Source organism: Streptomyces gossypii (genome assembly GCF_025165795.1).
Taxonomy (GTDB): domain Bacteria; phylum Actinomycetota; class Actinomycetes; order Streptomycetales; family Streptomycetaceae; genus Streptomyces; species Streptomyces gossypii.
This window is the reverse complement of record NZ_JAJAGO010000018.1, coordinates 39134-63365: the sequence shown is the minus strand read 5'-3', so window position 1 is coordinate 63365 and position 24232 is coordinate 39134. Positions and strand designations below refer to the sequence as shown.

Below are 24232 nucleotides of genomic sequence, written 5' to 3'. Positions count from 1 at the left end.
AGTTCGGCCGGGACGCTACCGCCCCCGCACCACCGGAGTGATCGCGCGGGGCATCGGCCGTCCAGGCCGGAACGGGCGCACGTGGCTTCGTGGCCGAGGAGTCGCACGGTCTTCGCGACTCGACGGCCTGCGCAAGCGCCTGGCCGAACTCGGCGGCCAACTCACCGCCACCAGCGCCCCCGGCGACGGCACACGCCTCCTGGCCACGGTTCCTTTCGGCGGCAGAGCCCTGACGGTGCTCGGTGCCCGCTTCTCCCCGATGCCGCTCACGCCTGGGCGGAGGTTCCCGAGGGTGCGGTCGGCCGGGACATCGGCGACGCCGTCGACCGGCCCTGGCTACCAGTCCTCGCCGTGCCGTAGACCGCTCTGAACTTGCGCAGTCCACAGCTGGGGCCGCGCCTCTCACCCCGGACCACAGCCTCACCCGAACGGGTGAAACCCCGGGCCGTGGTGCTGGCCTGCGACCGCGGGCGACCAGGGACGATCCCCAGCGCGACGCAACAATCCCGTTGCCCGGACACCCCGTTGGGCCCGTGATGGGCTCGTGAATTCTTCCGTATCCTCGCCGCCCGTGATGCGTCTTGCCTCCGATCCGCACTTCGAGGCAAGCGTCAACCTGGCCACCTGGGCGATGGCCCGCCGTCTGCCCCACACCCTCATGGAAGCGATCCGGCTCGGCTGGCGCACCGACCGCCGGGCCGTCATTGCCCTGGCCCTCTGCCAGCTCGGCGCCGCAGCCTTCACCTCGACGGCGCTGGCGGCCACCACCCGGGTGCTGGCGGCCGTGTTCACCGGAGACGACATCGCTGCCGGTCTTGGCGACAACCTGACCGCCGTGGTGGTGCTCGCCCTCGCCGCGTCTGGCCGCTACCTGCTGGATGCCGCCGCCCGCGCGCCCGCCGCCCGGCTCGCCCCAAGAGCCGTACGGGAGGCCGACCTGAAGGTGATCGCCGCGGCCACCGCCGCCGAGCTGGCCGCATACGAGGACCCCGGCTTCGAGGATGCCCTCGCCGCCGCGTCCGACGGTGCGGAGAAGACCGGCGAACTCATCCTCGAAGCCCAGCTGCTGACCTCGGCCGCCGCCCAGATGGCCGCCGCCGCAACCGTCGTCACCGTCCTGCACCCGATGATGCTGCCCCTGCTCGTCGCCTCGGTCATCCCGTGCGCCTGGGGCGCAGTACGGGGGCACGGATCGAGCACGCTGCCCACCACCGCAACCCTGCCGACTCCCGGCTCCGTTCGGTCTTCCGCTGCTATACCACCGAGCGCAACACGGCCGATGAGGTCCGCGCCGGCACCATGGCCGGTTTCCTCATCCACCAGTACCGCATCGTCTCCGGCCACCTGGAGGCCGAACAGCTCAAGGCCACCCGGCAGGCCCTGGTGGTACAGGGCATCGGCGACGCGCTCACCGCCGTCGGCACCGCCGCGACCTGGGGTGTGCTCGTCCTCCTGGTGGCGAGTGGCCGGATGGAGCGAGGCTGTTCCGCATCTCCCTTTCCCTGGACGACTGGGCCCGCTTCCTCGCGGTGGCCAAACCGTGGACGGCCCGCTGCGGTTCGGCCCAGGTCGCCGGGGACGGGCCGCAGCTGATCAGCGCTACGGACGTCTTCTTCACCTATCCCGGCGCCGACCGCCCCGCGCTCGACAGCGTCAGCCTGGACCTCAAGCGCGGTGAAGTCATTGCCCTGGTGGGCGAGAACGGTGCCGGCAAGAGCACCCTCGCCCAGGAGGATCGGGGCTGACCGCGAACGGTGGACTGCCCGGCGGACTCGACGGCATACGCAAGCGGCTCGCCGAACTCGGCGGCCGACTCACCGCGCGTACCGTCTTTTCCCTACTGACCGAGGCGGCAGGCGTCGTCTGCCGCTTGAACGAACTCGCGGACGCGGTGAGTGGTGTTGGTCTTCAGCCACATGGGGCCCCACCGGATCGGTGGGGCGTCGGTGAAGGGCAGGTAGACGACGTCGGGGCGCGGGTAGATCCGGGCGACGTTGTCGCCGACGGGGAAGACGCCACGGCCGAAGGCGACCAGGGTGAGGGTCTCGGTGAAGCTGGCGGCACGGGGACCGCGCGGCACCGGCGCGCCCGACGGCGTGACCGCCGGGTTCCGGTCGGCACGGAAAGCCTCGGGCATGTCGGCGGGCACCAGGACCACGGGGTGATCCGCCAGTTCCTCCACCGACACCGCCTGGCGGCCGGCCAGCGCGTGCCCGGTCGCCACCGCCAGCAGCCGCGGCTCGGACAGCAGGACCGGCCCGGCCACCACACCGGGCTGTGCGGCGATGAGGATGTCGGTGATCAGGACGTCGAGGGCACCACTTCTGAGGCGGGTGACGGCGTCATGGCCCTGCGCCTCATGGATGTGGACCTCGCAGTCGGGGTGCCGCTTGGCGAACAACGCGACCGCCTTGAGCAGCAGTTGTCCGGCGACTCCGCTGAGGAACCCCACGCGCAGTTCCCCGGTGATGCCGCGTCCGGCGTCGACCGCCCGGCGCACGGCCTCGTTCACCCCGGCGACCAGCGGGGTCAGGTCGTCGGCCAGCTGCCGGCCGATCGCCGTCAGGCGCACCTGACGGCTGGTGCGCTCGAACAGCGGCGCGCCGACCATGCGCTCCAGCTTCTTGACGGTCTGGCTCACCCGGCCGGTGGTGACTCCCAGCCGTGCGGCGGTGCGGCCGAAATGCAGCTCCTCGGCCAGCGTCAGGAACGCCTCGATCTCGTACCGTTCCAGCAATACCGCTCCCTTGAGTTCAGCTAAACGATCGTAGCGCGATCGTGCGTTGATGCCCCCACCTTCGGGCGGCATCGTTGATCACACCTCACCCGGGTGTCCCCGACAAGAACGCCGAGGGTGAGGAGTCGTGACAACCCCCGTTGGTGAGGAGATTCCGATGGCCGCTGCGCGCAAGGTCGTGGCCGGGCTGTTCGTGTCGCTGGACGGTGTGGTGGAAGCGCCGGAAGCCTGGCACTTCCCGTACGTGAACGAGGAGATGGGAGCCGCGGTCGGGCAGATGCACGCCGAGGCCGACACCATGCTGATGGGGCGGGTGACCTACGAGGCGTTCGCCGCGGTCTGGCCGCACCAGACAGGCCCCATGGCCGACGCGATCAACGGCATCCGCAAGCTCGTCGCCTCCACCACCCTGCATGAGCCCGGCTGGAACAACGCCACCGTGATCGACGGCGACGTCATCGCCGCGGTCAAGGACCTCAAGCAGCAGCCGGGCCGGAACATCAACCTGTCCGGCAGCATCAGTCTGACCCGCGCCCTGCTGGAATTCGGGCTGCTGGACGAGCTGCGACTCCTGGTCCACCCCCTCGTGCTGGGCACCGGACAGCGGCTGTTCCCGGATGGAACGAGCCAGGTACCCCTCGCCCTCACCCGCTCGGCCGTTTTCTCCACCGGCGTGCTGGACCTCACCTACCAGCCCGCCTGATCCATCCCCTTCGCAAGAACGGAAACACCGATGAACAACGCCGAGACCAAGACCCTCCAGGTTCCCGGATCCCAACTGCACTACGAGGTCCGCGGGTCGGGTCCCCTACTGCTGATGATTCCGGGCGCACCCGCCGACGCCGGAGCGCTGGCCGGGCTCGCCGACTGCCTCTCCGACCGCTACACCGTCGCCACCTACGACCAGCGCGGCCTGTCCCGCAGCCCCCTGACCGGCCCCGCCGAGGACCAGACCGTCGCGGCCTTCAGCGAGGACGCGCACCACCTGCTGGCCGCCCTGACCGACGAGCCCGCCTACGTGCTCGGCACCAGCGGCGGCGCCCTGACCGGCCTCGACCTCGCAACCCGCCACCCCGAGCAGATCCGCGCCCTGATCGCACACGAACCGCCGCTCCCGGAGGTCCTGAGCGACGCCGCGCACTGGCGGGAAGCGTTCCGCGAGGTGCACGAAACCTACCGGAGCCAGGGCCCGGGGGCGGCGATGCAGAAGTTCGTCGCCACCATCGCCGGGGACACCGAGGCATCTCCGGCAGCGATGCCGGACCCCTCCCAGATGCCGCCCGAGGCGCTGGAGATGATGGGCCGCATCCAGGGCAACCTCGACTACTTCTTCGCCCATGTGCTGCTGCCCGTGCTGCGCTTCGAACCCGACATCACCGCGCTGCGTGCGGGCCCCGTGCGGGTTGCCGTCGGCATCGGAGCCGCCTCGGGTGCAGGCGTTCCCCTCAACTCCGCCCTCGCGCTGGCCGAAAGCCTGGACGCCAAGCCGATCGAGTTCCCCGGCGACCACCAGGGCCTGGCCCTCGATCCCGTCACCAGCGCCGACATCATCCACTCCGCCCTCGCCTGACAACCCCGCCACGAGCAGAACGGATCTCCGAACATGACCGCACCGGCCAAGGGAAACCCCGCCAGCTACTTCCCCTCGATCGAGAAGAAGTACGGCCGTCCCGTCCAGGAATGGATCGACCTCATCGACGCCTCACCCCTGACCAAGCACATGGAACTGGTCACTTGGCTCAAGACCGAGCACGGCCTCGGCCATGGCCACGCGTACGCCCTCGTCGCCCACACCCTCGCTCTCGGAACGGCCTGACGACGCTCAGAGTGCGCCGTCCTTGATGGCGGCTATCAAGCTGTGCAGTTGCTCGCGTGTTGTGGTGAGGGTGACGGAGGGTTCGTCGCTCTCTCGGAGCTTGACGGCTCCGCCGGCGGCGGCAACGCCGACGCAGCTGTTGCCCTCGCCGCAGTGGGAGGAGACCTGCCACTCATGGGTCTGCACGATCTATGCCTTTCCTAGCTGATGCGCGATGTCATTGATGAAGTCACGGGACTTCTTCGGCGTCAGGGCAACGGCCTCCAGCCGGTCCAGGAGGGTCCGGTACTTGGACAGTTGGGCCTCGGCATCGAGAAACACCGGCCCGTGCGACTGGTCCAGCTGGACCGTATCGAGCTGAGGTACCGGCGCCGCAGCGTAGAAGGCGGATTGGCCTGAGCCGGGGAACCCGCCTGCGTCGAATGGGATGACCTGAATCGTCACATGGCTCAGCGTGCTCGCCTCAGCCAAGTGTCGCAACTGATCGCGAGTAACCTCCGGACCGCCGAACTTCATCCGCAGCGCGGCCTCATGGAGCACCACCGTGAGCGACGCCGCTGCGTCGCGATAGAGGATCGTTTGTCGCTTGATCCGGTGCGACACGCGGTGCTCAACCTCGTGGGGCGGCAGCGTCGGAACCACTTGACGGAACACCGTACGGGCGTGCTCCGCTGTCTGGAGCAGGCCGGGAAAGTGCAGGGAGTGGGCGATTCGCAACGCCGTTGCATGATGTTCCAGTTCGGCGAGATCCTGCATCGCAGAAGGCAGCACGCCCCGGTACTCCTCCCACCAGTGGCGCTCGCGGTCTCCCGTCATGCCGACGAGTGCACTGATGAGCTCTTCATCAGTGCACTCGTAGTTGCATGCCAGCGTGCGCACCCGGTCCGCGCTCACTCCATGGCGTCCTGACTCGATGTTGCTGATCTGGGCCTGATTGCCGCCGAGGAGCCCGGCTGCTGCGGTCGCGGACATGCCTGCGCGTTCGCGAAGTCTGCGCAACTCAGTGCCCAGGCGCTGTCGGCGCACGGTTGGAATCTTGCTCGCCACCACGCCACTGCTCCCCTCGTTATCGCCCGCCAGGCGAACACATTAGATCAGGTGCATGTAATGCATTCAATTCTACGTTACCGTGTGACGCAGAGCACCCGAGCTCTGACTCTCGGTCGGATTCCGCGCGTTCACCGTACCCCCGCACGTCTCCGGCCTGGGCTCCCACTCAACAACGCGTGCTGGAGGACTGGATGGACTGCGACTACGGGCGTGACGACAAGCGCGGCGGCGCGGCAGCGGAAGCGTACGAGCGGGAGGTGCGGGCAATGGTCGACGCGTACGCGCCACGCATGTTCGCGGTGGTGCAGGAGTGCGGTCGGGGGACCGTCGACGCGGACGGGTGGATCGCGGCCTGGGGCGTCCATCACGAGGACGGTCGCACCGAGGTGACCAGCGTTGATGGGCGTACGCGCGGCAGCCTCAACTCGCCCGAGCGGGCGGCCTGGTGGTACGGGCGCGGGGACGGGATGTCCGCGCGGCTCGTGTGGCTGGGCCGGGGCGCGGCAGACGACCCCTTCGTCTGACGTGCGGCTGCCGGGTGCGGCACGCACACCGTGCCGCACCCGGCAACCGTTTGGCGGCGCGGAACGCGCCTACTTGGATTCGATGGTTCCCAGCGCGTCGGGGTCGGCTGTCAGCGCGGCACGCGCCGACCCCCAGGCAGAGTCTCCGGCGTAGAGCGCGGTGCGGAGATAGGCCCAGGTGAGCCGCTGGACTGCGGACACGCGCTCGGGGCTCTCGTCCGTGGTCTCCGCGACGTCGTATCCGGAGATCCCGCCGAGCCCGTGCTCTGCGCCGAACAGGGTGAGCAGGGACTTGGGACCGGGGGAGAGGTGGTACGGATCCGTGTGCCACTCCGGGCCGCGAACCGTCAGATGTGCGGAGGCGTCCTTGTCCCCGGCTACCACGAGCGTGGGCGTCGTCATCTGGGAGAAGTCCGGGGTCGTCAGGAAGGGAAAGCTCTCGGCCATGGATTCGATGAGGGCGTCGCCGCCTCTGCCGGGGGCGGCGAGCAGTACACCCGCCTTGATGCGGGGTTCGGTCAGGTTCACCTCCGTCCCGTCCTCCGGGTCCGTGAGCCGGGCGCCCAGCAGCAGGCTCGCCGTGTGCCCGCCCATGGAGTGCCCGACGACGGCGACCTTGCTGTGGTCCAGGCGCCCGAGGAGTTGCGGGACGGCGTCCTCGATCGCGTCGAACTGGTCGAGGATGCGCTTCATGTCCTCGACCCGTGAACGCCAGTGCATTGGCGCCCCGGGGGTGTCGGGGGCCAGGCTCAGCGTCGTGGAGCTCAGGTGGGTGGGCTGGATGACGACGAAGCCGTGCGCCGCCCAGAAGTTGGCGAGGGGTGCGTAGCCGTTCAGGGAGGAGAGGTTGTGGGAGTGGCCCTGACCGTGTGACAGGAGGATGACCGGCAGGCCGCTCCCGCTCACGGGCGCGGAGACTCGCAGCTCCAGGTCCACGGCTCGGCCGGGAGCGGGCAGCGCCACCGGGCTGACCGAGAGGACGGGTGTGGGTGAGTTGAAGGTGTCGGCTGGGTAAGTCGGTTCACTCATGATGCGTATTCCATTCGAGGGCCTCTGCTGCCGGGCTCGTGCGCCCGGCAGCAGGAAAGACTGAAACGGATCGTTGTCCCGTTTAATATACGGAACAGTGTCCCGTTTCGTCAACGGCCATGGATTGCCGGGTCACCGGTGCCGGGTCACTGGTGCCTGGAGCTCCGTGACCCAGCCGTCGCGGTCGTCCGGGCACTCCAGGGTGACCTCTCGTGGAAGCCCGGTGGACCGGTATCCGTTGCCGTCGATCCAGCGGGCCAGGGCCTGGACGGTGGGCAGCACCGTGTCCATCGACCCGTGGTGGACGAGGGCCGCCGCCTGGTCGAGAGGCGGCAGGTCGAGCACCCGGAGCTCGCCGTCGTCCTGGAGCGGGACTGCGGCCGCGACCTGAACGGTGGCGTGGACGCTGATGTGGCCGCCGCCCTCCGGGGAGTCCTCGTAGCAGGCGACGCCGGGCCCGGCGGGCGCGATGCCCGCCGCCTCCAGGCGCCGGAACAGCTCACCGTAGAGCGGCTGGATGACCGGGCCGATGTGCTCGGGGTCGAAGCTGGCGGCGGTCGCGGTCAGCTCCGCCACCCGGATCGCCGGGACACTCTTGAGGACGATGTCGTCGGTGGGCATGTGCCCCTCACTCTCGATCGAGCGGAGCCTCGCCTCGACCTGGACCAGCCGCGCCGCCGCTGCAGTCATCGTGGCTTCCAGATCGGCCCGCCGCAGCCGCAGCATGCCGCGCAGCGCCTCCGTACTGACCCGCTCCTCCACGATGTCGTGGACCTGCTGGAGCGTGAAGCCGAGTTCCTTGAGCGCGATGACGCGGTTCAGACGGGACAGCTGGGCGGCCGAGTAGTAGCGGTAGCCGGTGGCCGGGTCGACGTGGGCCGGGCGCAGCAGCCCCGTCGCGTCGTAGTGACGCAGCATCCGGACCGATACGCGGCCGTGCCGGGCGAATTCTCCGATGGTGAACATGACGTCCCCCAGTTGAGCGCCTGACACGGTGTGAGGGTCAACCGGTCGTGAGGGTTAACCGGGTGCGGCCCCGTGCGGGGCCGCACCCGGCGACGGCGGGTATCAGGAACGGCCGGTGTCAGGCGGGCGTCAGGGCAGCAGCGAATACGCGGGGAGGGTCAGGAAGTCGACGTAACGATCGTCCAGGGAGACCTGGAGGAGCAGGTCGTGGGCCTGCTGCCAGCGGCCCGAGGCGTAGGCATCCTCGCCCAACTCCGTGCGCAGTGCGGCCAGGTCCTCGGCCGCGAGCTCGCGGACCAGGTCCGGTGTGACGGTCTCGCCCGTGTCCAGGACGACGCCCGCGTTCACCCACTGCCAGATCTGCGAGCGGGAGATCTCCGCCGTCGCCGCGTCCTCCATCAGGCCGAAGATCGCGACGGCGCCCATCCCGCGCAGCCACGCCTCGATGTAACGGGTGCCGACCTGCACCGCGTTGCGCAGTCCGGCGTGGGTCGGCTTCGCCTCCAGGGTGTCGACGGCGATGAGGTCGGCGGCCCCCACCCGCACGTCCTCGCGCAGCCGCTCCTTCTGGTTCGGCCGGTCGCCGAGCACCGCGTCGAAGGACGCCTGCGCGACCGGCACCAGGTCGGGGTGGGCGACCCAGGAGCCGTCGAAGCCGTCGGCCGCCTCGCGGTCCTTGTCGGCGCGCACCTTGGTCATCGCCACCTCGTTGGCCTCCGGGTCGCGGCGGTTGGGGATGAACGCCGCCATGCCGCCGATCGCGTGCGCGCCGCGCTTGTGGCAGGTGCGCACCAGGAGTTCGGTGTACGCGCGCATGAACGGCGCGGTCATGGTGATGGCGTTGCGGTCCGGCAGTACGAACTTCGCACCGCCGTCACGGAAGTTCTTGATGATGGAGAAGAGGTAGTCCCAGCGCCCGGCGTTCAGGCCGGAGGCGTGGTCGCGCAGTTCGTAGAGGATCTCCTCCATCTCGTACGCGGCGGTGATCGTCTCGATGAGGACGGTGGCGCGGATGGTGCCGTGCGGGATGCCGCAGTACTCCTGCGCGTAGCTGAAGACGTCGTTCCACAGGCGCGCTTCGAGGTAGGACTCGGTCTTGGGAAGGTAGAAGTACGGGCCCTTGCCCTGGTCCAGCAGCCGCTGCGCGTTGCGGAAGAAGTAGAGCCCGAAGTCCACGAGCGCGCCCGGCACGGGGCTGCCGTCGACCTGGAGGTGGCGCTCGTCCAGATGCCAGCCGCGCGGCCGGATCACGGCGGTGGCCAGCTCTTCGGCCGGGCGCAGTGCGTACGCCCGGCCGCGCTCGTCGGTGAAGTCGAGGCGGCGTTCGTAGGCGTCGGTCAGGTTGAGCTGCCCGCCGATGACGTTCTCCCAGGTGGGCGCGGAGGCGTCCTCGAAGTCCGCGAGCCAGATGCGGGCGCCGGAGTTGAGCGCGTTGATCGTCATCTTCCGGTCGGTCGGACCGGTGATCTCCACCCGGCGGTCGTTCAACGCGGCGGGGGCGGGCGCCACCTGCCAGTCGCCTTCCCGGATGTGCGCGGTCTCGGGGCGGAAGTCCAGCGCGCTGGTACGGGCGATGTCGGCGCGGCGTTCGGCGCGTGCGGCCAGCAGTTCGTCACGGCGCGGGGTGAACCGGCGGTGCAGCTCGGCCAGGAAGGCGAGGGCCGCGTCGGTCAGCACCTCGCCCTGGCGGTCGACGGGCGCGGCGTCGACAAGGACCGGCTGGGACGGCGCTGGTGCGGACATGTGGGGTCACTCCTTCAGCGAACGGTGTCCGCAGCCGCCGGGTCGCCGCGTACGGTCGCCTGGCACGGGGTGCCATGCGGGTCCGGCGGCTCCGAGCTACGGCCGCGGGCGCCGTCGGTGTCAACGGCGCATCTGACCAGTGGAGAATAGTTTCCTCATAGTGGAACTTCAATGGTTTGTTGATGTCGAGAGACTCTTCACATTTCCACGCTCCCCCGCGGTGGCGCCGGGTGCCATCGGACAGACCCCAGGCGCACTGATCGCCTCGCTACGACCCCAGATACCGGAGCACCGCCAGGACGCGGCGGCTGTAGCCCTCCGCGCCCGCCAGGCCCAGCTTGTCGAAGATCGCGTTGCTGTGCTTCTCCACCGCGCTCTGCGAGATGTACAGCCGCTCCGCGATCGCCGCGTTCGTGTGGCCCTGCGCCATCAGGTCGAGCACCGAGCGCTCGCGTGCGGTGAGGCGCTGCAAAGGGTCCGTGTGGGTGCTGCGGGCCACCAGCCGCCGTACGACCTCGGGGTCGAAGGCCGTACGCCCGGAGCCGACCCGCGCCAGGGCGTCCAGGAACTCGTCGATCTCCACGACCCGGTCCTTGAGCAGGTAGCCGACGGCCTCCGTGTTGCGTTCGAGCAGCTCGGCGGCGTAGCGCTTCTCCACGTACTGGGAGAGGACCAGCACCCCCACCGACGGGTGCTCCTCGCGGATGCGCAGCGCCGCGCGCAGGCCCTCGTCGGTGTGCGTCGGCGGCATCCGTACGTCGACCACCGCCACGTCCGGCGGCTCCGCGGCCACCGCCGCCAGCAGCGCCTCCGCGTCGCCGACGGCGGCGGTCACCTCGTGGCCCTCATCCGTCAGCAGGCGGGCCAGGCCCTCGCGCAGCAGGGTGGAGTCGTCGGCAAGGATCAGTCGCACGGCAGCTCCGCGGTCAGTACGGTGGGCCCGCCCGGCGGGCTGGTGACGCGCAGTTGCCCGTCGAGCGCGGATACCCGGCGGGCCAGCCCGAGCAGGCCGCCGCCGCGCGGGTCGGCGCCGCCCCGGCCGTCGTCCTCGACCCGGACCGCGAGGGTGCCGGGATGCTGGGTGACGCGCACGCTGACATGGCTGGCACGGGAGTGCTTCGCGGCGTTGGTCACCCCTTCGCTGACGACGAAGTAGGCGACCGTGCGCACGGCGTCCACAGGTTCCTTCGTCAGGTTGTCCTCCAGCTGGACCGGCAGGCCGGAGCGCTCGGCGATGCCCTCCAGGGCGGCGTGCAGTCCTGCCTCGTCCAGCACCGCCGGATAGACGCGCCAGGCAACGTCGCGCAGTTCGTCCAGCGTACGCCGCGCCTCGTCGTGGGCCTGTCTCACCAGTTCGGCCGAGCGCGCCGGGTCGTCGGTGCGCCGGGCACGGCCCAGCAGCATGCCGAGTGCGACCAGTTGCTGCTGTACCCCGTCGTGCAGATAGCGCTCGATCCGCCGCTGCTCGTCGTGCACCACATCGAGCACCCCGGCCCTGCTGCTCGCCAGTTCGCTGATGCGGCGGCGCAGCAGGTCCTGCGCGCTGGGACCGAGGTAGCGGCGGGCGAGCGAGGTCTCGAACGTGGCGACGCCGAACAGGCCGTTGACGCCGAGGAAGAGGAGGAAGCAGCCGCCCAGCACGGACGGGAGCAGCGCCGGCACACCGTGCTCGGGAGTCTGGAAACCGAAGAGGAACCAGCCCCAGAAGAGCACCGTCGCGTACAGCACGCCCAGCGCGACCGTGATCAGCACCAGCGCGCCCAGCAGGCCCACCGCCCAGCGCACCGCGATATAGCGCAGCGCCCGCTCGGGCGGATAGCTCTCGCCCACCGAACTGCCGTAGAAGGACGCAAGCCGCCGCCGCTCCAGCCGGGTCAGCGCTCCGGCGGCGGCCCCGGCCCGCGCCAGCACCGGGCGCTGCCGCTGCGACGAGCCCAGCACCGGCAGCAGGCACAGCCCGGTGAGCAGGAGAAAGAGCATTTCGACGACGGCCGTCACCGACCCCGCCAGCACCCCGAAGCCCACCCGGACCACCCGGCCCAAGATCCTACGCATGATCACCACGCTAGCCGCCGCGGAGGGTGCCACGGACTGCGGTTTTCCGCAGTACCGCCGTACGGAGTCCACCATGGAAGTGCTGACCGCGGCGGACCCAGGCTGGTGAGCATGATCGAAGAATGGGCAACGGACCTCATGGAGTCCCTCGGCGCGCCGGGCGCCGGAATCGCCATCGCGCTGGAGAACCTCTTCCCCCCACTTCCCAGCGAGCTGATCCTGCCGCTGGCGGGCTTCACCGCGAGTCAGGGGGACATGAACCTGCTCGCGGCCATCGTCTGCACGACACTCGGCTCCGTCATCGGCGCGTACGCCTTCTACGCGATCGGCGCGCTGCTGGGCCGCGACCGTACGGTCGCACTCGCCGTACGGCTGCCGCTGCTGAAGCTCTCGGACATCGAGCGGACGGAGGCGTGGTTCGACCGGCACGGCACGAAGGCCGTCTTCCTGGGACGGATGATCCCGCTCTTCCGCAGCTTCGTCTCGCTGCCCGCAGGGGTGGAGCGGATGCCGCTGGGCACCTTCGGACTGCTGACGGCGCTGGGCAGTCTCATCTGGAACTCCCTTTTCATCCTGGCCGGTTACGCGCTGGGGGAGAACTGGGAGCGGGTCACCGACTATGTCGGCCTGTACTCCAAGGGCGTGCTGGCCGCGGTGCTGGTGTGCGTACTCGCCTTCGTCGTACTGCGGATGCTGCGGGCAGGAGGCGGCAGCCGCCGGGCGCGGCGCTGAGGCGGACCCCAGAGCGGACAGCCCCTACGGGGTGAGGCGGCCGAGGTCGGCCGGGGTGTCGATGTCGCCGGGGTCGGCGACATCGCCGCACTCCACCAGGGTCAGCAGCGCGGCGTGCGCTTCCAGGTACGCCCGCGCCCCCTTGTCGCCCGCCGCGTCGCGCAGGATGCCCGGCCAGTGTCCCGCGCCGAGCAGTACCGGATGGCCGCGCCGTCCCCCGTACGAGGCGGCGGCCAGCGAGGCGGGGGAGTGGCAGGCCCGGCGCACCCGGGACACGGCCGCAGCCCCGATGCCCGGCTGGTCGACGAGCAGTACGAGCGCGGCGTCGGTCTTCGTGCCGTCGAGCGCGCCGAGTGCCGTCCGCAGCGAGGAGCCCATGCCCTGCTCCCAGTCCGCATTCTCCAGCAGGAGGCACCCGGAGAGGTCGGCGCGGTCGCGGACTTCGGAGGCGGCGGCACCGAGCACGACGCGGACCGCCGGATCGCAGCCGCCCTCCCGCAGGGCCCGCACGGCGTGCTCCACGAGGGGCCTGCCGTGCTGGCTGAGCAGCGCCTTGGGGCGCCCGCCGAGACGCCGTCCGCCGCCCGCCGCGAGCAGCACCGCGGTGACGTGCGGCACCGTGTGAGGGTTCTGTTTCATAACTGCTGCTCAGCATACGAGGCAGTACCCCGTATCCCCCGATAAGGTCGGCCCCGGCTATTCGACCAATCACAGGGGCGGGGTTCAGCAGTTGATGGGCAGCGATGCGAGTGCCGGAGTGTTCCAGCCACTGGACGGGGACGACCCGCGGACGCTGGCGGGCTACCGCCTGACGGCGAAGCTCGGCGCGGGCGGCATGGGGAAGGTCTACCTCTCGTACACGCCGGGCGGCCGCCCCGTGGCGATCAAGGTGATCCGGCCCGAGTTCAGTGAGGACGCGGAGTTCCGGCGCCGCTTCCAGCAGGAGGTACGGGCCGCCCAGCGGGTGCAGGGCCTCTACACGGCGCCGGTCATCGACTGCGACACCGAGAGCAAGAACCCCTGGCTTGCCACCGCTTACGTGCCCGGACCCTCGCTGACGGACGCGATCGGCGAGCACGGCAAGCTGCCGGCGCCGACCGTACTGCTGCTGGTCGCGGGCATCGCGGAGGCGCTCCAGGTGATCCACGGCGCGGGCATCGTGCACCGGGACCTCAAGCCGTCCAACGTACTGCTGGCCTCCGACGGTCCGCGTGTCATCGACTTCGGCATCGCACGGGCGGCCGACGCGACGTCGCTCACCGGCAGTGGTGTCACCGTGGGCACACCGTCGTTCATGGCCCCCGAACAGGCGTCCGGTGAGAGCGTCACCGAGGCGACGGACATCTTCGCGCTGGGCCAGGTCGCCTCGTTCGCCGCGATGGGAATCCCCGCGTTCGGCGAGGGCACGGGACACGCGGTGCTGTACCGCATCGTGCACGAGGAGCCCCGGCTGAGCGCACTTCCGGAGGAGCTGCGGGAGTTGGTGTCCCGCTGCCTGCGGAAGGACCCGGCGGAGCGGCCCTCGGTCGAGGAGGTCATCGGCCTGTGCCGGACGGCGTCGGCGGAGACCCAACTGCGGCGCCCCGAGGACTGGTTGCCCGTCGCGGTCGCCGCGGACATCACCGGACGGGCCGCCGCTCCGGCGCCGCCGATGACACCGCCGCCGCCGATGGCCCCGCCCGCGGGCGCGCCGCCCGCACAGCCCCCGATGCCCTCCGCAGGGCCGGCACCGGCGGCCCCCGCGGCGCCCCCCGTGCCCACGGCTGAGCCGCACCCGGCTGCTCCGGCGCAGCCCGCGCCTGCCGCGCCTGCCGCGCCTGCCGCGCCTGCCGCCACCTCCGCGGAGCCCGCTGCCACCCCGCCTCCCGGCGCGCAGACCCCGCCTCCCGGCTTCGGGCCCGCCGCCACGATGCTCGACTCCGGAGCCCAGCACGGCATGCCGGGCCATGGCACGCCGGGCACCGGGACCACACCGCTGGTACGGACCCAGCCCGGCCAGCCGGGTGCCGCCACCCCGGAGCCGGTGAAGAAGAACGGCAGGAGCAAGGCGATCCTCCTCGTGCTGGCGGCCGTGCTCGTGTTCGCGGGGGGCGGCGCGACCGCCGTGGTGCTGAGTCAGGACGACGACAAGGGCGGTTCCGGGGACAACGCGGCGGCCGGCGACTCCGGGGACTCGGGGGACTCCGACGCGAAGGCGGAGGACAAAGGAGCGGATCCCACGGAGGCACCCGAGCCGGACGCGACGGGCGAGCCGAGCGACGGCGCCTCGGCCGGTCAGGACGGGAGCGGCACGGAACCGCTGCCGGATCCGGAACCGGTCGAGTACAACGGCATCAACCTGCCCGAGGGATACCACCTCTACTTCGCCAGCGACCCGGTGAAGCCCGACGACGGCGAGACGGAGCAGGACATCGCCTACGACAACAGCTTCGGGGACAAGGAGCTGAACACGCAGCAGGGCAACAACCTCATCCTGCTGAACAACGCGCAGAAGGGCACCCTGGAGACCTGCCGCAACGAGACCCGGTACGCGGAGAAGGTCAGCTTCAGCCAGTTGACCAAGGGGTCGCAGGTCTGTGTCCGTACCTCCTCCGGCCACCTCGGGCTGATCACCTTCAAGGGCATGGCACCGGAGTCCGACCCCAGCGACTTCGTGAAACTCGACCTCACCGTGTGGCGCAACGCGCTCGCGGTGGAGGATTCGGATTCCGGTCTCTACGAGTGAGGCTGCTCCGGGGCACGGAGTGATAACAATAGCGGCCTGAATTTCGCCCTCCGTGTGGCGGGATGCGCGGAGAGTGGCGTTTACTGTGCGAACCTCTCGCGTGAGGGCAGCACGGGGAGGCCGCGAACACCCGTGGGGGGAGAGACCAGCATTGCGCATGGAGACTGCGGGCCGGCGGGCCGTGGCGGAGGGCGGAGAGGATCCGCGCGTCACCGGCCTGCGCAGGGCAGTTGACCGGGTGCGGCGTGAACTCGCCGCGCATCCCGCGGACCTGTCGGACCGGCAGGCCGCGGAGGAGGAACTCACCGCTCTCGACGCCATAACCTGCGGGGGCATACCCGAGGTGCCCAGGCTGCGGCGGTCCCTGCTGGTGCTCGCCTCGGCGCTCGGTTCGGTGAGCGCGCTCGGTGCCTCACTGGCGGAGTTGCGCCAGGCGATAGAGCTCTTCGGCGAGCCCTGCCGGACGCGGCGCTAGGGCCTGTCGGGCCGGGCCGGTTGGATCAGGCCGAGTTCGCCCCGGCCAGGGCGGTGGACAGCTCCCCGGCGACTTCGTGCAGCAGCGGGACGAACTTGTCGGTCGCCGCCTCCGTGACCCGACCCGCCGGGCCGGAGATGGAGATCGCCGCGGCCGTGGGCGAGTCCGGCACGGACACGGCGATGCAGCGCACGCCGATCTCCTGCTCGTTGTCGTCCATCGCGTAACCGGTCTCCCGTACGTGCGCGAGGGCCTCGAGGAACGCGTCCGGCGTGGTCAGCGTCTTCTCGGTGGCCGCGGGCATCCCGGTACGCGCCAGCAGCGCCCGCACCTCCGCGGGCGGGGTGTGCGCGAGCAGCGCCTTGCCGACCCCGGTCGAGTGCGGCAGCACCCGGCGGCCCACCTCGGTGAACATCCGCATCGAGTGCCGTGAGGGCACCTGTGCGACGTAGACGACCTCGTCGCCGTCGAGCAGCGCCATGTTCGCCGTCTCGCCGGTCTCCTCGACCAGCCGGGCCAGATGCGGGCGGGCCCAGGTGCCGAGCAGCCGGGAGGCGCTCTCGCCCAGCCGGATCAGCCGGGGGCCCAGGGCGTAGCGCCGGTTGGGCTGCTGGCGTACATAGCCGCAGGCCACGAGGGTGCGCATCAGCCGGTGGATGGTGGGCAGCGGGAGGCCGCTGCTGCCTGCCAGCTCGCTGAGCCCGACCTCGCCTCCGGAGTCGGCCATCCGCTCCAGCAGGTCGAAGGCGCGCTCCAGGGACTGGACGCCGCCCGAGGGGGCGGGGGCGGAGGTGGGCTTGTGCTCGGCGGACGGCGGCACTTCGCGTTCCTTTCCTGGCGGTCGTGGCGCATGTTACCGCTCTGATGCTCCGGCGACCCGGCCGCCCGCCCGACGTTGTCGCCGGTCACGGCTGGTCCGCACGGGCACTGCGGAGTCTGCGCGAGGTCCGGCAGCCGTGCGGTGCCTTGGGTGTGCACTTCTACTCATCGGAAGTGTACTTCCATTAGGTGGAATTCACAGCCCTGGACACCCTTGACGCAGGAGGGCTCCAGGATGAAGAATTCTCAACAGAACGTTTAATTTCCACTATGCGGAAGTGTGTCAGAGCAAAAGCCGTACGAGAGCAGAAGGAGAACCGCGTTGCCGGAAGCGCCGGACGGACCCGAGGTGTCACTCGTACTGCGCTCGACGCGCGTCATCACCCCCGAGGGAGTCCGGGCCGCCTCCGTGGCCGTCGCGGACGGCCGCATCGCGGCGGTGCTTCCGTACGGCGCCGGGGTGCCCGCCGCCGCCCGGCTGGTCGACGTGGGGGACGACGCACTCCTCCCCGGGCTCGTCGACACGCATGTCCATGTGAACGACCCCGGACGCACCGAGTGGGAAGGCTTCGCCAGCGCCACCCGGGCCGCCGCCGCCGGTGGCATCACCACCCTTGTGGACATGCCGCTCAACTCCCTTCCGCCGACCACGACCGTCGGCAGTCTGCGCGTCAAACAGGAGGTGGCACGGGAGCAGGCGTACATCGACACCGGCTTCTGGGGCGGCGCCGTGCCGGGCAACGCGCGGGAGCTGCGCCCGCTGCACGAGGCGGGGGTGTTCGGCTTCAAGTGCTTTCTCTCCCCCTCCGGCGTCGAGGAGTTCCCGGAGCTGGACCCGGCGGCGCTGGAAACCGCGCTCACCGAGATCGCCTCCTTCGACGGACTGCTGATCGTGCACGCGGAGGATCCCGGCCATCTGGCCGCCGCCCCGCAGCAGCACGGCCCCCGCTACGCCGACTTCCTCGCCTCCCGTCCGCGCGCCGCCGAGAACGAGGCGATCGCCCTGCTGATCGCGCTCGCCCGCAGGCTCCGCGCGCGGGTGCACGTCCTGCATCTCTCCTCCGGCGACGCGCTGCCGATGATCGCCGCCGCCCAGCGGGAGGGCGTACGGCTGAGCGTCGAGACCTGCCCGCACTTCCTCACCCTCACCGCCGAGGAAGTCCCCGACGGCGCCACCGAGTTCAAGTGCTGCCCGCCGATCCGGGAACAGGCGAACCAGGATGCCCTGTGGCAGGCCCTGGCCGACGGCGTCATCGAGAGCGTGGTCTCCGACCACTCGCCCTGCACGACCGACCTCAAGACCCCCGACTTCCTGGACGCCTGGGGCGGCATCTCCTCGCTCCAGCTCGGGCTGCCCGCCGTGTGGACGGCGGCCAGGGCGCGCGGCCACTCCCTGGCGGACGTCGCCCGCTGGATGTCGACGGGCCCCGCCCGGCTGGCCGGACTGACGGGCAAGGGTGCCATCGAGGCGGGCCGCGACGCCGACTTCGCCGTCCTGGCACCGGAGGAGACCTTCACGGTGGACCCGGCGGCGCTGCACCACCGCAACCGGGTGACCGCCTACGCGGGGCGGACGCTGCACGGCGTGGTCCGCTCCAGTTGGCAGCGCGGGCGGCAGATCACCGACGACGGGTGCACCACCGACGACGGGCGCACCACCGACCACAGGACCGGACGACTCATCGAGAGGAACGCCGTATGACCGCAGATGCCCCCGTGACCCCCCACTTCACCGGTGACGCGAGCCCCTACCCGGGCGGCGACCCGTACGCCGACTACCGCACCGCCGACTTCCCCTTCGCGGCGCTCACCGACCTGGCCGGGCGGGAGCTGGGTGCGGGCGTCATCGCGGCGAACGACGAGTTCTTCGCCGAGCGCGAGAACCTGCTCAGGCCCGGCCCGGCCGAGTTCGACCCGGAGCGCTTCGGCCACAAGGGCAAGATCATGGACGGCTGGGAGACCCGGCGGCGGCGCGGCGTCTCGGCCGAGGTGCCGCACCCGCACGAGGAGGACCACGACTGGGCGCTGATCCGGCTCGGCGCACCCGGTGTGATCCGCGGACTGGTCGTGGACACCGCGCACTTCCGCGGCAACTACCCGCACGAGGTGTCGGTACAGGCCGCCTCCGTACCGGGTGCACCCTCCCCGGAGGCGCTGCTCGGCGAGGACGTCAAGTGGACCGAGATCCTGCCGCGTACGGCGATCGGCGGCCACGCCGCCAACGGGTTCACGGTCACCGCCGAAGCCCGCTTCACCCACCTGCGGCTGCGGCAGCATCCGGACGGCGGCATCGCCCGGCTGCGGGTCTACGGCGAGGTGGCGCCTGATCCCGGCTGGCTGGCCACGCTGGGCACCTTCGACCTGGTCGCGCTGGAGAACGGCGGTGCCGTCCAGGACGCCTCCGACCGCTTCTACTCGCCGCCCACGAACACCGTCCAGCCCGGCCGTTCGCGCAAGATGGACGACGGCTGGGAGACGCGGCGGCGGCGTGACAAGGGCAACGACTGGATCCGCTACGCGCTCACCGGCCGGTCCGTGCCCCGGGCCGTCGAGATCGACACCGGGTATCTCAAGGGCAACGCGGCGGGCTGGGCCACGCTGCTGGGCAAGGACGGCGAGGACGGCGAGTGGCGCGAACTGCTGCCGCGCACCAGGCTCCAGCCGGACACGGTGCACCGCTTCCCGCTGGAGGAGGCGCCTGCGGTGACGCATGTGCGGATCGACATCTTCCCGGACGGTGGCATCGCCCGGCTGCGGGTGTACGGCTCGCTCACCGCCGACGGTGCCGAGCAGCTGGCGGCTCGCCACCGGGAGTTGGGCGGCTGATCCCGCACCCGCCGAGCACACGCGGCTGAGCCGGGCCCGCCATGGCGGGCCCGGCTCAGGGTGTGGGGTGGAGGCGGGGGTCAGGGGGCGGGTCAGGCCGCGCGGCGGCTGTGGCGGCGGTGGGAGTCGACGATGTCGGCGTAGCGGTGTCCGCTGTCCTTGATCGTCCGCTTCTGGGTCGCGTAGTCGACGTGGACGAGACCGAAGCGCTTCTCGTAGCCGTAGGCCCATTCGAAGTTGTCGAGCAGCGACCAGGCGAAGTAGCCCTCCAGCGGCACGCCCTGCCGTACGGCCTCCGCGCAGGCGGCCAGGTGCTCCTCCAGATAGGCGGTGCGCTCCGGGTCGTGCACCTGCCCGTCGGGCCCGAGCGTGTCGGGGTAGGCCGAGCCGTTCTCCGTCACGTACAGGTGCTGGGCGCCGTAGTCCTCACTCATCCGGCGGAGCGTGGCGGTCAGGCTCTCCGCGTGGATCTCCCAGTCCATTCCGGTACGGGGGGCGCCCGGGGTGTCGACCGGGCGGACGTGCGGCGGCGGTCCGTCGGGGTCGTCGGCGACGACGGTCCGGAAGTAGTAGTTCAGGCCGAGCCAGTCCAGCGGGGCGGCGATGGTCTCCAGATCGCCCGGCTTGACCGGCACGTCGACGCCGTAGACCGCGAGCATGTCCTCCGGGTAGCCGCGGCCGTGGATCGGGTCCATCCACCAGCGGTTGGTGTGGCCGTCGGCACGCCGGGCCGCGGCGACGTCGGCCTCGCTGTCGGTGGCGGGCTCGCACCGGGTGAGGTTGTTGACGACACCGATCTGCGCCCCCGGCACCGCGGCGCGCAGCGCCTGCACGGCCAGCCCGTGGCCCAGGTGCAGGTGGTGGGAGGCCCGTACGGCCGCGTCGATGTCGGTGAGCCCCGGCGCCATCCGGCCCTCCAGATGGCCGATCCAGGCGGAGCAGAGCGGTTCGTTGAGGGTGGCCCAGTGGGTGATGCGGTCACCGAGCCGCTCGGCGACGACGGCCGCGTACGCGGCGAAGTGCTCGGCGGTTTCGCGCGCGGGCCAGCCGCCCCGGTCCTGGAGGGCCTGCGGCAGATCCCAGTGGTAGAGGGTGGGGAAGGGGGTGATCCCGGCTTCCAGCAGGGCGTCCGTGAGCCGGTCGTAGAAGGCGAGCCCGGCCTCGTTGACCGCGCCGTCGCCGCCGGGGACGATGCGCGGCCAGGCGAGGGAGAAGCGGTAGGAGTCCACGCCCAGCCGCCGCATCAGGGCGAGGTCCTCCGGCCAGCGGTGGTAGTGGTCGCAGGCCACGTCTCCGGTGTCGCCGCCCGCGACCGCGCCGGGGGTGTGCGAGAAGGTGTCCCAGATCGAGGGAGAGCGGCCGTCCTCGGCGGCGGCGCCCTCGATCTGGTAGGCCGCGGTGGCGACGCCCCAGCGGAAGTCGGCGGGCAGCGGGAAGGGGGACAGGTCGTTCACGGACTGCCTTTCGTACGGTATGGAGGAATGCGCCGGAGCGCCGTTCGCCGGCGAGCTGGTCACTTGACGGCTCCGGCGGTGAGCCCGGCGACGAGGTAGCGCTGGAGCAGCAGGAACCCGGCGACGATGGGCAAGCTGGCGACCAGGGAGGCGGCCATCACCTGGTTCCAGTACACCTGGGTCTGGGTCGCGTAGCCGTTGAGGCCGATGGCCAGGGTGCGGGTCTGTTCGTTGGTCATGACGGAGGCGAAGAGGACTTCGCCCCAGGCCGTCATGAAGGAGTAGATGGTGACGGCGATGATCCCGGGCACGGCGGCGGGCACCACGACACGGAACAGCGCGCCGAGCGCTCCGCAGCCGTCGACCATCGCCGCCTCGTCCAGGTCGCGCGGGATGGAGTCGAAGTAACCGATCAGCATCCAGATGGAGAAGGGGAGGGTGAAGGTGAGATAGGTGAGGATCAGCGCGCCGCGTGAGCCGTAGAGCGCGATGCCCGTGGTGTTGCCGATGTTGACGAAGATCAGGAACAGCGGCAGCAGGAAGAGGATGCCGGGCAGCATCTGGGTGGAGAGGATCGTGACGGTGAACACCCGCCTGCCGCGGAAGCGGTAGCGGCTGACCGCGTAGGCGGCGAACGTCGCGATCACGACCGAGCACGCGGTCGCCGCGCCCGCCACGATCAGCGAGTTCAGGAAGTAGCGGGCGAGCGGGACGGTGTCCCAGATGTCGACGTAGGCGCTGAAGGTGATCTCGCTGGGGATCCACTGGAACGAGCCGGTGACGTCGTGCAGCGGCTTGAGGGAGCTGCTGATCATCACGTAGAGGGGCACGGCCGTGAACAGCGCCAGCAGCGTCAGGATGACGCGCCGGGTCCACATGAAGGAGTTCGGCGGTGCCGTCGGTGACCGCCGGATCGTGTCAGCCATCGTGCTTCCTCTCCCGGCTGGTCACCAGCAGGTACACGGCCGTCACCACCATCAGGAAGAGGAGCAGCAGTACGGACATCGCCGCGCCCGCCCCGAAGTCCCAGGTGACGAAGGACGATTGGTAGATGTGGATGGAGATGAGGTCGGCCGACTCCGGCGCGGCCTTGCCGAACAGCAGGTACGGCACGTTGAAGTCGTTGAACGTCCACAGGAAAAGGACCAGGACCAGCACCTGGTTGACGGGCCGGAGCGAGGGCAGCGTGATCTTCCGGATCTGCTGCCAGATCCCCGCACCGTCCACCTGCGCGGCCTCGTACAGCTCGCGCGGGATGTTCTGGAGCGCCGCCATGATGATCAGGAAGGCGAACGGCCAGGTGCGCCAGACGGCGACGACGACGAGTGAGACGAAGCTGTTGTCGCCGATCAGCCAGAACGGCGGGGTCTCGGTGAGTCCGAGCTGCTCGTGGACCACGTGGTTCACCATGCCGTTGTCCCGCTGGAGCATGAAGGACCAGGTGATGACCGCGGCGTAGACGGGCAGGGCGTACGGGGTCAGGAAGAAGCCCCGCAGCGCGCCCCGGCCCCCGAAGTTCTCCTGCATCAGGATGGCCGCCGTGACCCCCAGCAGCCAGGCGAGGCCGACGGCGAGCACGGTGAACGCGCAGGTGACGAAGAAGGACTGGAGCAGCGCCTCGCCCACCGGGGCGTCGACGTCCACGGCCACGCTGAAGTTGTCCAGGCCGACCCAGGGCGCGGTGTCCCAGGTGCGGATGTACTGCTGGGTGAGATCCCGGAAGCTCATCCAGATGCCGACGGCCATCGGGCCTATGTGGATGAGCAGTTCGAGCAGCACCGCGGGCAGCAGCAGCAGATACGGCAGACCGGCGCGGCGTACCCGGGCGGAGAGGCGCGGCCCACGCCGCCGCCGGGACTTGACGGGCGGTCCCGGAGGCGGCGCGGTGGGGCGCGTGGTGACGGTGGTCATCGGTGCCGCGGCCTCACTTCTGCATCTGCTGCTGGGCCTCGGTCAGCCGTTCCTTGATGTCCCCGGTGGTGACCTCCTTGCCCGCGGCGGCCTGGGCGAACAGCTCCTTCATCGCGGTGCCGACCAGCGTCTCGAACTTGGACTCGTCGGGGACCTGGGGCAGCGGCGCGGAGGATTCGGCGAGCACCTTGCGCAGCACCTTGAGGTCGGGGGTGCTGAACGCCTTGTCCTTCGCGGCCTCTTCGACCGGCGGGATGGAGCCGTAGGCGCTGTTGAGGATCGTCTGCTCCTCGGTCGAGGTCATGAACTCCACGAACTTCAGCGCCCCGTCGATGTTGTCCGTGTTCTTGAAGACGGACATGTTGATGCCGGCGACCATGGAGTTGATCTGGGCGTCCGTGCCGGCTTCCGCACCGGGAAGCGGGATGGGTACGACGCCGTACTCGTCGGGCTTCATGCCGTGTGAGGCGAGGGAGGAGGCGGCGGCCTGCCACATCAGCATCCCGGCCTTGCCGGTGGCGAAGTCGCGGACCGACTCGTTCTTCGTGTACTCGGCGTTGCCCTCGGCGGCGATGCCGTCCTTGCCGAGGAAGTCGATGTACTGCTTGACGGCGGCGACGTTCTCGGGGCCGTCGAAGGTGGGCTCTCCGGCGATGTCGAAGAAGTCGGCGCCGTGCTGCTTGCCGAAGACGAAGGCGTGGTGCGCGTTCTCGACCGGGTTGCCGCCCTCGACGGCGAGGCCGTACTTCCCGTCCTTGGTGAGCTTCTCGCCGGTCTCCTGGAACTCCTCCCAGGTGGCCGGGGGCTTCTCGATGCCGGCGTCGGCGAACATCTTCTTGTTGTAGTAGAGGCCGTAGGCGAGCGAGTAGAGCGGTACGGCCGCCGGGTCCTTGCCCTCGGCACCGGCCGCGGCGAGGGCCGAGGAGGAGAAGCGGTCCCTGCCGCCGATCTTCTCCAGGTTCTTCGCGTCCCAGGGCAGCAGCGCTCCGGTGGCCTGGAGTGAGGCGGACCAGGTGTTGCCGATGTTGAGGACGTCGGGGCCCTGGCCGGAGGAGGTGGCTGCCAGGATCCGGTCCAGCAGGCTGTCCCAGGGCACGACTTCGAGCTTGACCTCGATGCCGGTCTCTTTCTCGAACTTCTCCAGTTCCGGTTCGAGCACCTCCTTGTCGTGCTCGATGCTGCTGCCCTGGTTGCTCGCCCAGTAGGTGAGCGAGTCCGGGCTGTCGTTCGAGCCCTTGTCGCCGCCGGTGCTGCCGCCCCCGCATGCGGTCGCCAGCAGGGCGAACGCGGCGGTGGCGGCCAGGGCGGCGGTTCTGCGGCGCCGCGGCGCGGCGGGGGAGTGAGGGCGTGTGCGCATGATCGGTGGCCTC

Annotated in this window: 25 protein-coding genes; 11 read left to right on the top strand and 14 right to left on the bottom strand. The window is 70.6% G+C overall.

The window, feature by feature from the left end:
- The first annotated feature begins 571 nt into the window (after window positions 1-571).
- Window positions 572-1678, top strand: a complete 1107-nt coding sequence (locus LHJ74_RS30165) for a hypothetical protein (protein ID WP_260221500.1) — start codon at window positions 572-574, stop codon at window positions 1676-1678.
- Window positions 1659-1745, top strand: coding sequence for an ATP-binding cassette domain-containing protein (locus tag LHJ74_RS30160; RefSeq protein ID WP_260221494.1), 87 nt, complete (start codon window positions 1659-1661; stop codon window positions 1743-1745). Before LHJ74_RS30165 ends, LHJ74_RS30160 begins: the two co-directional genes overlap by 20 nt.
- A 92-nt stretch (window positions 1746-1837) precedes the next feature.
- Here LHJ74_RS30160 and LHJ74_RS30155 read toward each other — a convergent pair whose 3' ends face one another.
- Complete coding sequence (locus tag LHJ74_RS30155; protein WP_260221418.1) at window positions 1838-2737, bottom strand: LysR family transcriptional regulator; 900 nt, start codon at window positions 2735-2737, stop codon at window positions 1838-1840.
- A 127-nt stretch (window positions 2738-2864) separates the two neighbouring features.
- Here LHJ74_RS30155 and LHJ74_RS30150 point away from each other — a divergent pair, with 127 nt between their 5' ends.
- From LHJ74_RS30150 to LHJ74_RS30140, 3 genes are read left to right on the top strand one after another with little or no spacing between them, the layout of a single operon-like run.
- Window positions 2865-3440, top strand: a complete 576-nt coding sequence (locus LHJ74_RS30150; protein ID WP_260221417.1) for a dihydrofolate reductase family protein — start codon at window positions 2865-2867, stop codon at window positions 3438-3440.
- A gap of 30 nt (window positions 3441-3470) precedes the next feature.
- Window positions 3471-4307, top strand: a complete 837-nt coding sequence (locus LHJ74_RS30145) for an alpha/beta fold hydrolase (RefSeq protein WP_260221416.1) — start codon at window positions 3471-3473, stop codon at window positions 4305-4307.
- Between the two features lie 33 nt (window positions 4308-4340).
- Entirely contained in the window at window positions 4341-4553 is a 213-nt protein-coding gene (locus LHJ74_RS30140) for a DUF4287 domain-containing protein (RefSeq protein WP_260221415.1), read from the top strand.
- Between the two features lie 6 nt (window positions 4554-4559).
- Here LHJ74_RS30140 and LHJ74_RS30135 read toward each other — a convergent pair whose 3' ends face one another.
- Entirely contained in the window at window positions 4560-4739 is a 180-nt protein-coding gene (locus LHJ74_RS30135) for a DUF397 domain-containing protein (protein WP_260221414.1), read from the bottom strand.
- Between the two features lie 3 nt (window positions 4740-4742).
- On the bottom strand, window positions 4743-5603 hold the full coding sequence (locus LHJ74_RS30130; RefSeq protein WP_260221413.1) for a helix-turn-helix domain-containing protein: 861 nt from the start codon (window positions 5601-5603) through the stop codon (window positions 4743-4745).
- 176 nt (window positions 5604-5779) lie between these two features.
- On the opposite strand from LHJ74_RS30130, the gene LHJ74_RS30125 reads away from it, so the two are divergent.
- Window positions 5780-6127 carry a hypothetical protein gene (locus LHJ74_RS30125; RefSeq protein ID WP_260221412.1) on the top strand — a complete coding sequence of 116 codons (348 nt, stop codon included), beginning with the start codon at window positions 5780-5782 and terminating at the stop codon, window positions 6125-6127.
- A 69-nt stretch (window positions 6128-6196) separates the two neighbouring features.
- On the opposite strand, the gene LHJ74_RS30120 is transcribed toward LHJ74_RS30125, so the two are convergent.
- The 5 genes from LHJ74_RS30120 to LHJ74_RS30100 all read right to left on the bottom strand — a co-directional run bounded on the left by LHJ74_RS30120 (window position 6197) and on the right by LHJ74_RS30100 (window position 11920).
- Complete coding sequence (locus LHJ74_RS30120) at window positions 6197-7156, bottom strand: alpha/beta hydrolase family protein (protein WP_260221411.1); 960 nt, start codon at window positions 7154-7156, stop codon at window positions 6197-6199.
- Window positions 7157-7288: 132 nt separating this feature from the next.
- Window positions 7289-8122 carry a MerR family transcriptional regulator gene (locus LHJ74_RS30115; protein ID WP_260221493.1) on the bottom strand — a complete coding sequence of 278 codons (834 nt, stop codon included), beginning with the start codon at window positions 8120-8122 and terminating at the stop codon, window positions 7289-7291.
- Between the two features lie 129 nt (window positions 8123-8251).
- On the bottom strand, window positions 8252-9865 hold the full coding sequence (gene aceB, locus LHJ74_RS30110) for a malate synthase A (RefSeq protein ID WP_260221410.1): 1614 nt from the start codon (window positions 9863-9865) through the stop codon (window positions 8252-8254).
- Between the two features lie 268 nt (window positions 9866-10133).
- On the bottom strand, window positions 10134-10778 hold the full coding sequence (locus LHJ74_RS30105) for a response regulator transcription factor (protein WP_260221409.1): 645 nt from the start codon (window positions 10776-10778) through the stop codon (window positions 10134-10136).
- Window positions 10769-11920, bottom strand: coding sequence for a sensor histidine kinase (locus LHJ74_RS30100; protein WP_260221408.1), 1152 nt, complete (start codon window positions 11918-11920; stop codon window positions 10769-10771). Before LHJ74_RS30100 ends, LHJ74_RS30105 begins: the two co-directional genes overlap by 10 nt.
- A gap of 111 nt (window positions 11921-12031) precedes the next feature.
- Between LHJ74_RS30100 and LHJ74_RS30095 the strand changes: the two genes are divergently transcribed.
- The gene (locus tag LHJ74_RS30095) at window positions 12032-12652 is read left to right on the top strand and encodes a DedA family protein (RefSeq protein WP_260221407.1); all 621 of its coding nucleotides are present in this window, start codon (window positions 12032-12034) and stop codon (window positions 12650-12652) included.
- A gap of 24 nt (window positions 12653-12676) precedes the next feature.
- Here LHJ74_RS30095 and LHJ74_RS30090 read toward each other — a convergent pair whose 3' ends face one another.
- On the bottom strand, window positions 12677-13291 hold the full coding sequence (locus tag LHJ74_RS30090) for a nucleotidyltransferase family protein (RefSeq protein ID WP_260221406.1): 615 nt from the start codon (window positions 13289-13291) through the stop codon (window positions 12677-12679).
- Window positions 13292-13385: 94 nt separating this feature from the next.
- Here LHJ74_RS30090 and LHJ74_RS30085 point away from each other — a divergent pair, with 94 nt between their 5' ends.
- Complete coding sequence (locus LHJ74_RS30085; RefSeq protein ID WP_260221405.1) at window positions 13386-15377, top strand: serine/threonine-protein kinase; 1992 nt, start codon at window positions 13386-13388, stop codon at window positions 15375-15377.
- A 157-nt stretch (window positions 15378-15534) separates the two neighbouring features.
- Window positions 15535-15852, top strand: a complete 318-nt coding sequence (locus tag LHJ74_RS30080; protein ID WP_260221403.1) for a DUF5955 family protein — start codon at window positions 15535-15537, stop codon at window positions 15850-15852.
- A gap of 25 nt (window positions 15853-15877) precedes the next feature.
- Here the strand turns inward: LHJ74_RS30080 and LHJ74_RS30075 are convergent, their stop codons facing one another.
- A complete protein-coding gene (locus LHJ74_RS30075) occupies window positions 15878-16672 on the bottom strand; it encodes an IclR family transcriptional regulator (protein ID WP_260221401.1) in 795 nt (264 codons plus the stop codon).
- 321 nt (window positions 16673-16993) lie between these two features.
- Here LHJ74_RS30075 and allB point away from each other — a divergent pair, with 321 nt between their 5' ends.
- Both allB and alc read left to right on the top strand, forming a co-directional pair.
- Window positions 16994-18373, top strand: a complete 1380-nt coding sequence (gene allB / locus LHJ74_RS30070; RefSeq protein WP_260221399.1) for an allantoinase AllB — start codon at window positions 16994-16996, stop codon at window positions 18371-18373.
- Window positions 18370-19497, top strand: coding sequence for an allantoicase (gene alc, locus LHJ74_RS30065; protein ID WP_260221398.1), 1128 nt, complete (start codon window positions 18370-18372; stop codon window positions 19495-19497). Before allB ends, alc begins: the two co-directional genes overlap by 4 nt.
- 92 nt (window positions 19498-19589) lie before the next feature.
- Here alc and LHJ74_RS30060 read toward each other — a convergent pair whose 3' ends face one another.
- From LHJ74_RS30060 to LHJ74_RS30045, 4 genes are read right to left on the bottom strand one after another with little or no spacing between them, the layout of a single operon-like run.
- A complete protein-coding gene (locus LHJ74_RS30060) occupies window positions 19590-20951 on the bottom strand; it encodes a GH1 family beta-glucosidase (protein ID WP_260221397.1) in 1362 nt (453 codons plus the stop codon).
- Window positions 20952-21010: 59 nt separating this feature from the next.
- A complete protein-coding gene (locus tag LHJ74_RS30055; protein ID WP_260221396.1) occupies window positions 21011-21877 on the bottom strand; it encodes a carbohydrate ABC transporter permease in 867 nt (288 codons plus the stop codon).
- On the bottom strand, window positions 21870-22862 hold the full coding sequence (locus tag LHJ74_RS30050) for a carbohydrate ABC transporter permease (protein WP_260221395.1): 993 nt from the start codon (window positions 22860-22862) through the stop codon (window positions 21870-21872). The genes LHJ74_RS30055 and LHJ74_RS30050 overlap by 8 nt, the downstream gene beginning before the upstream one ends.
- A 13-nt stretch (window positions 22863-22875) precedes the next feature.
- Window positions 22876-24219, bottom strand: coding sequence for an ABC transporter substrate-binding protein (locus LHJ74_RS30045; protein WP_260221394.1), 1344 nt, complete (start codon window positions 24217-24219; stop codon window positions 22876-22878).
- Window positions 24220-24232 lie beyond the last annotated feature (13 nt).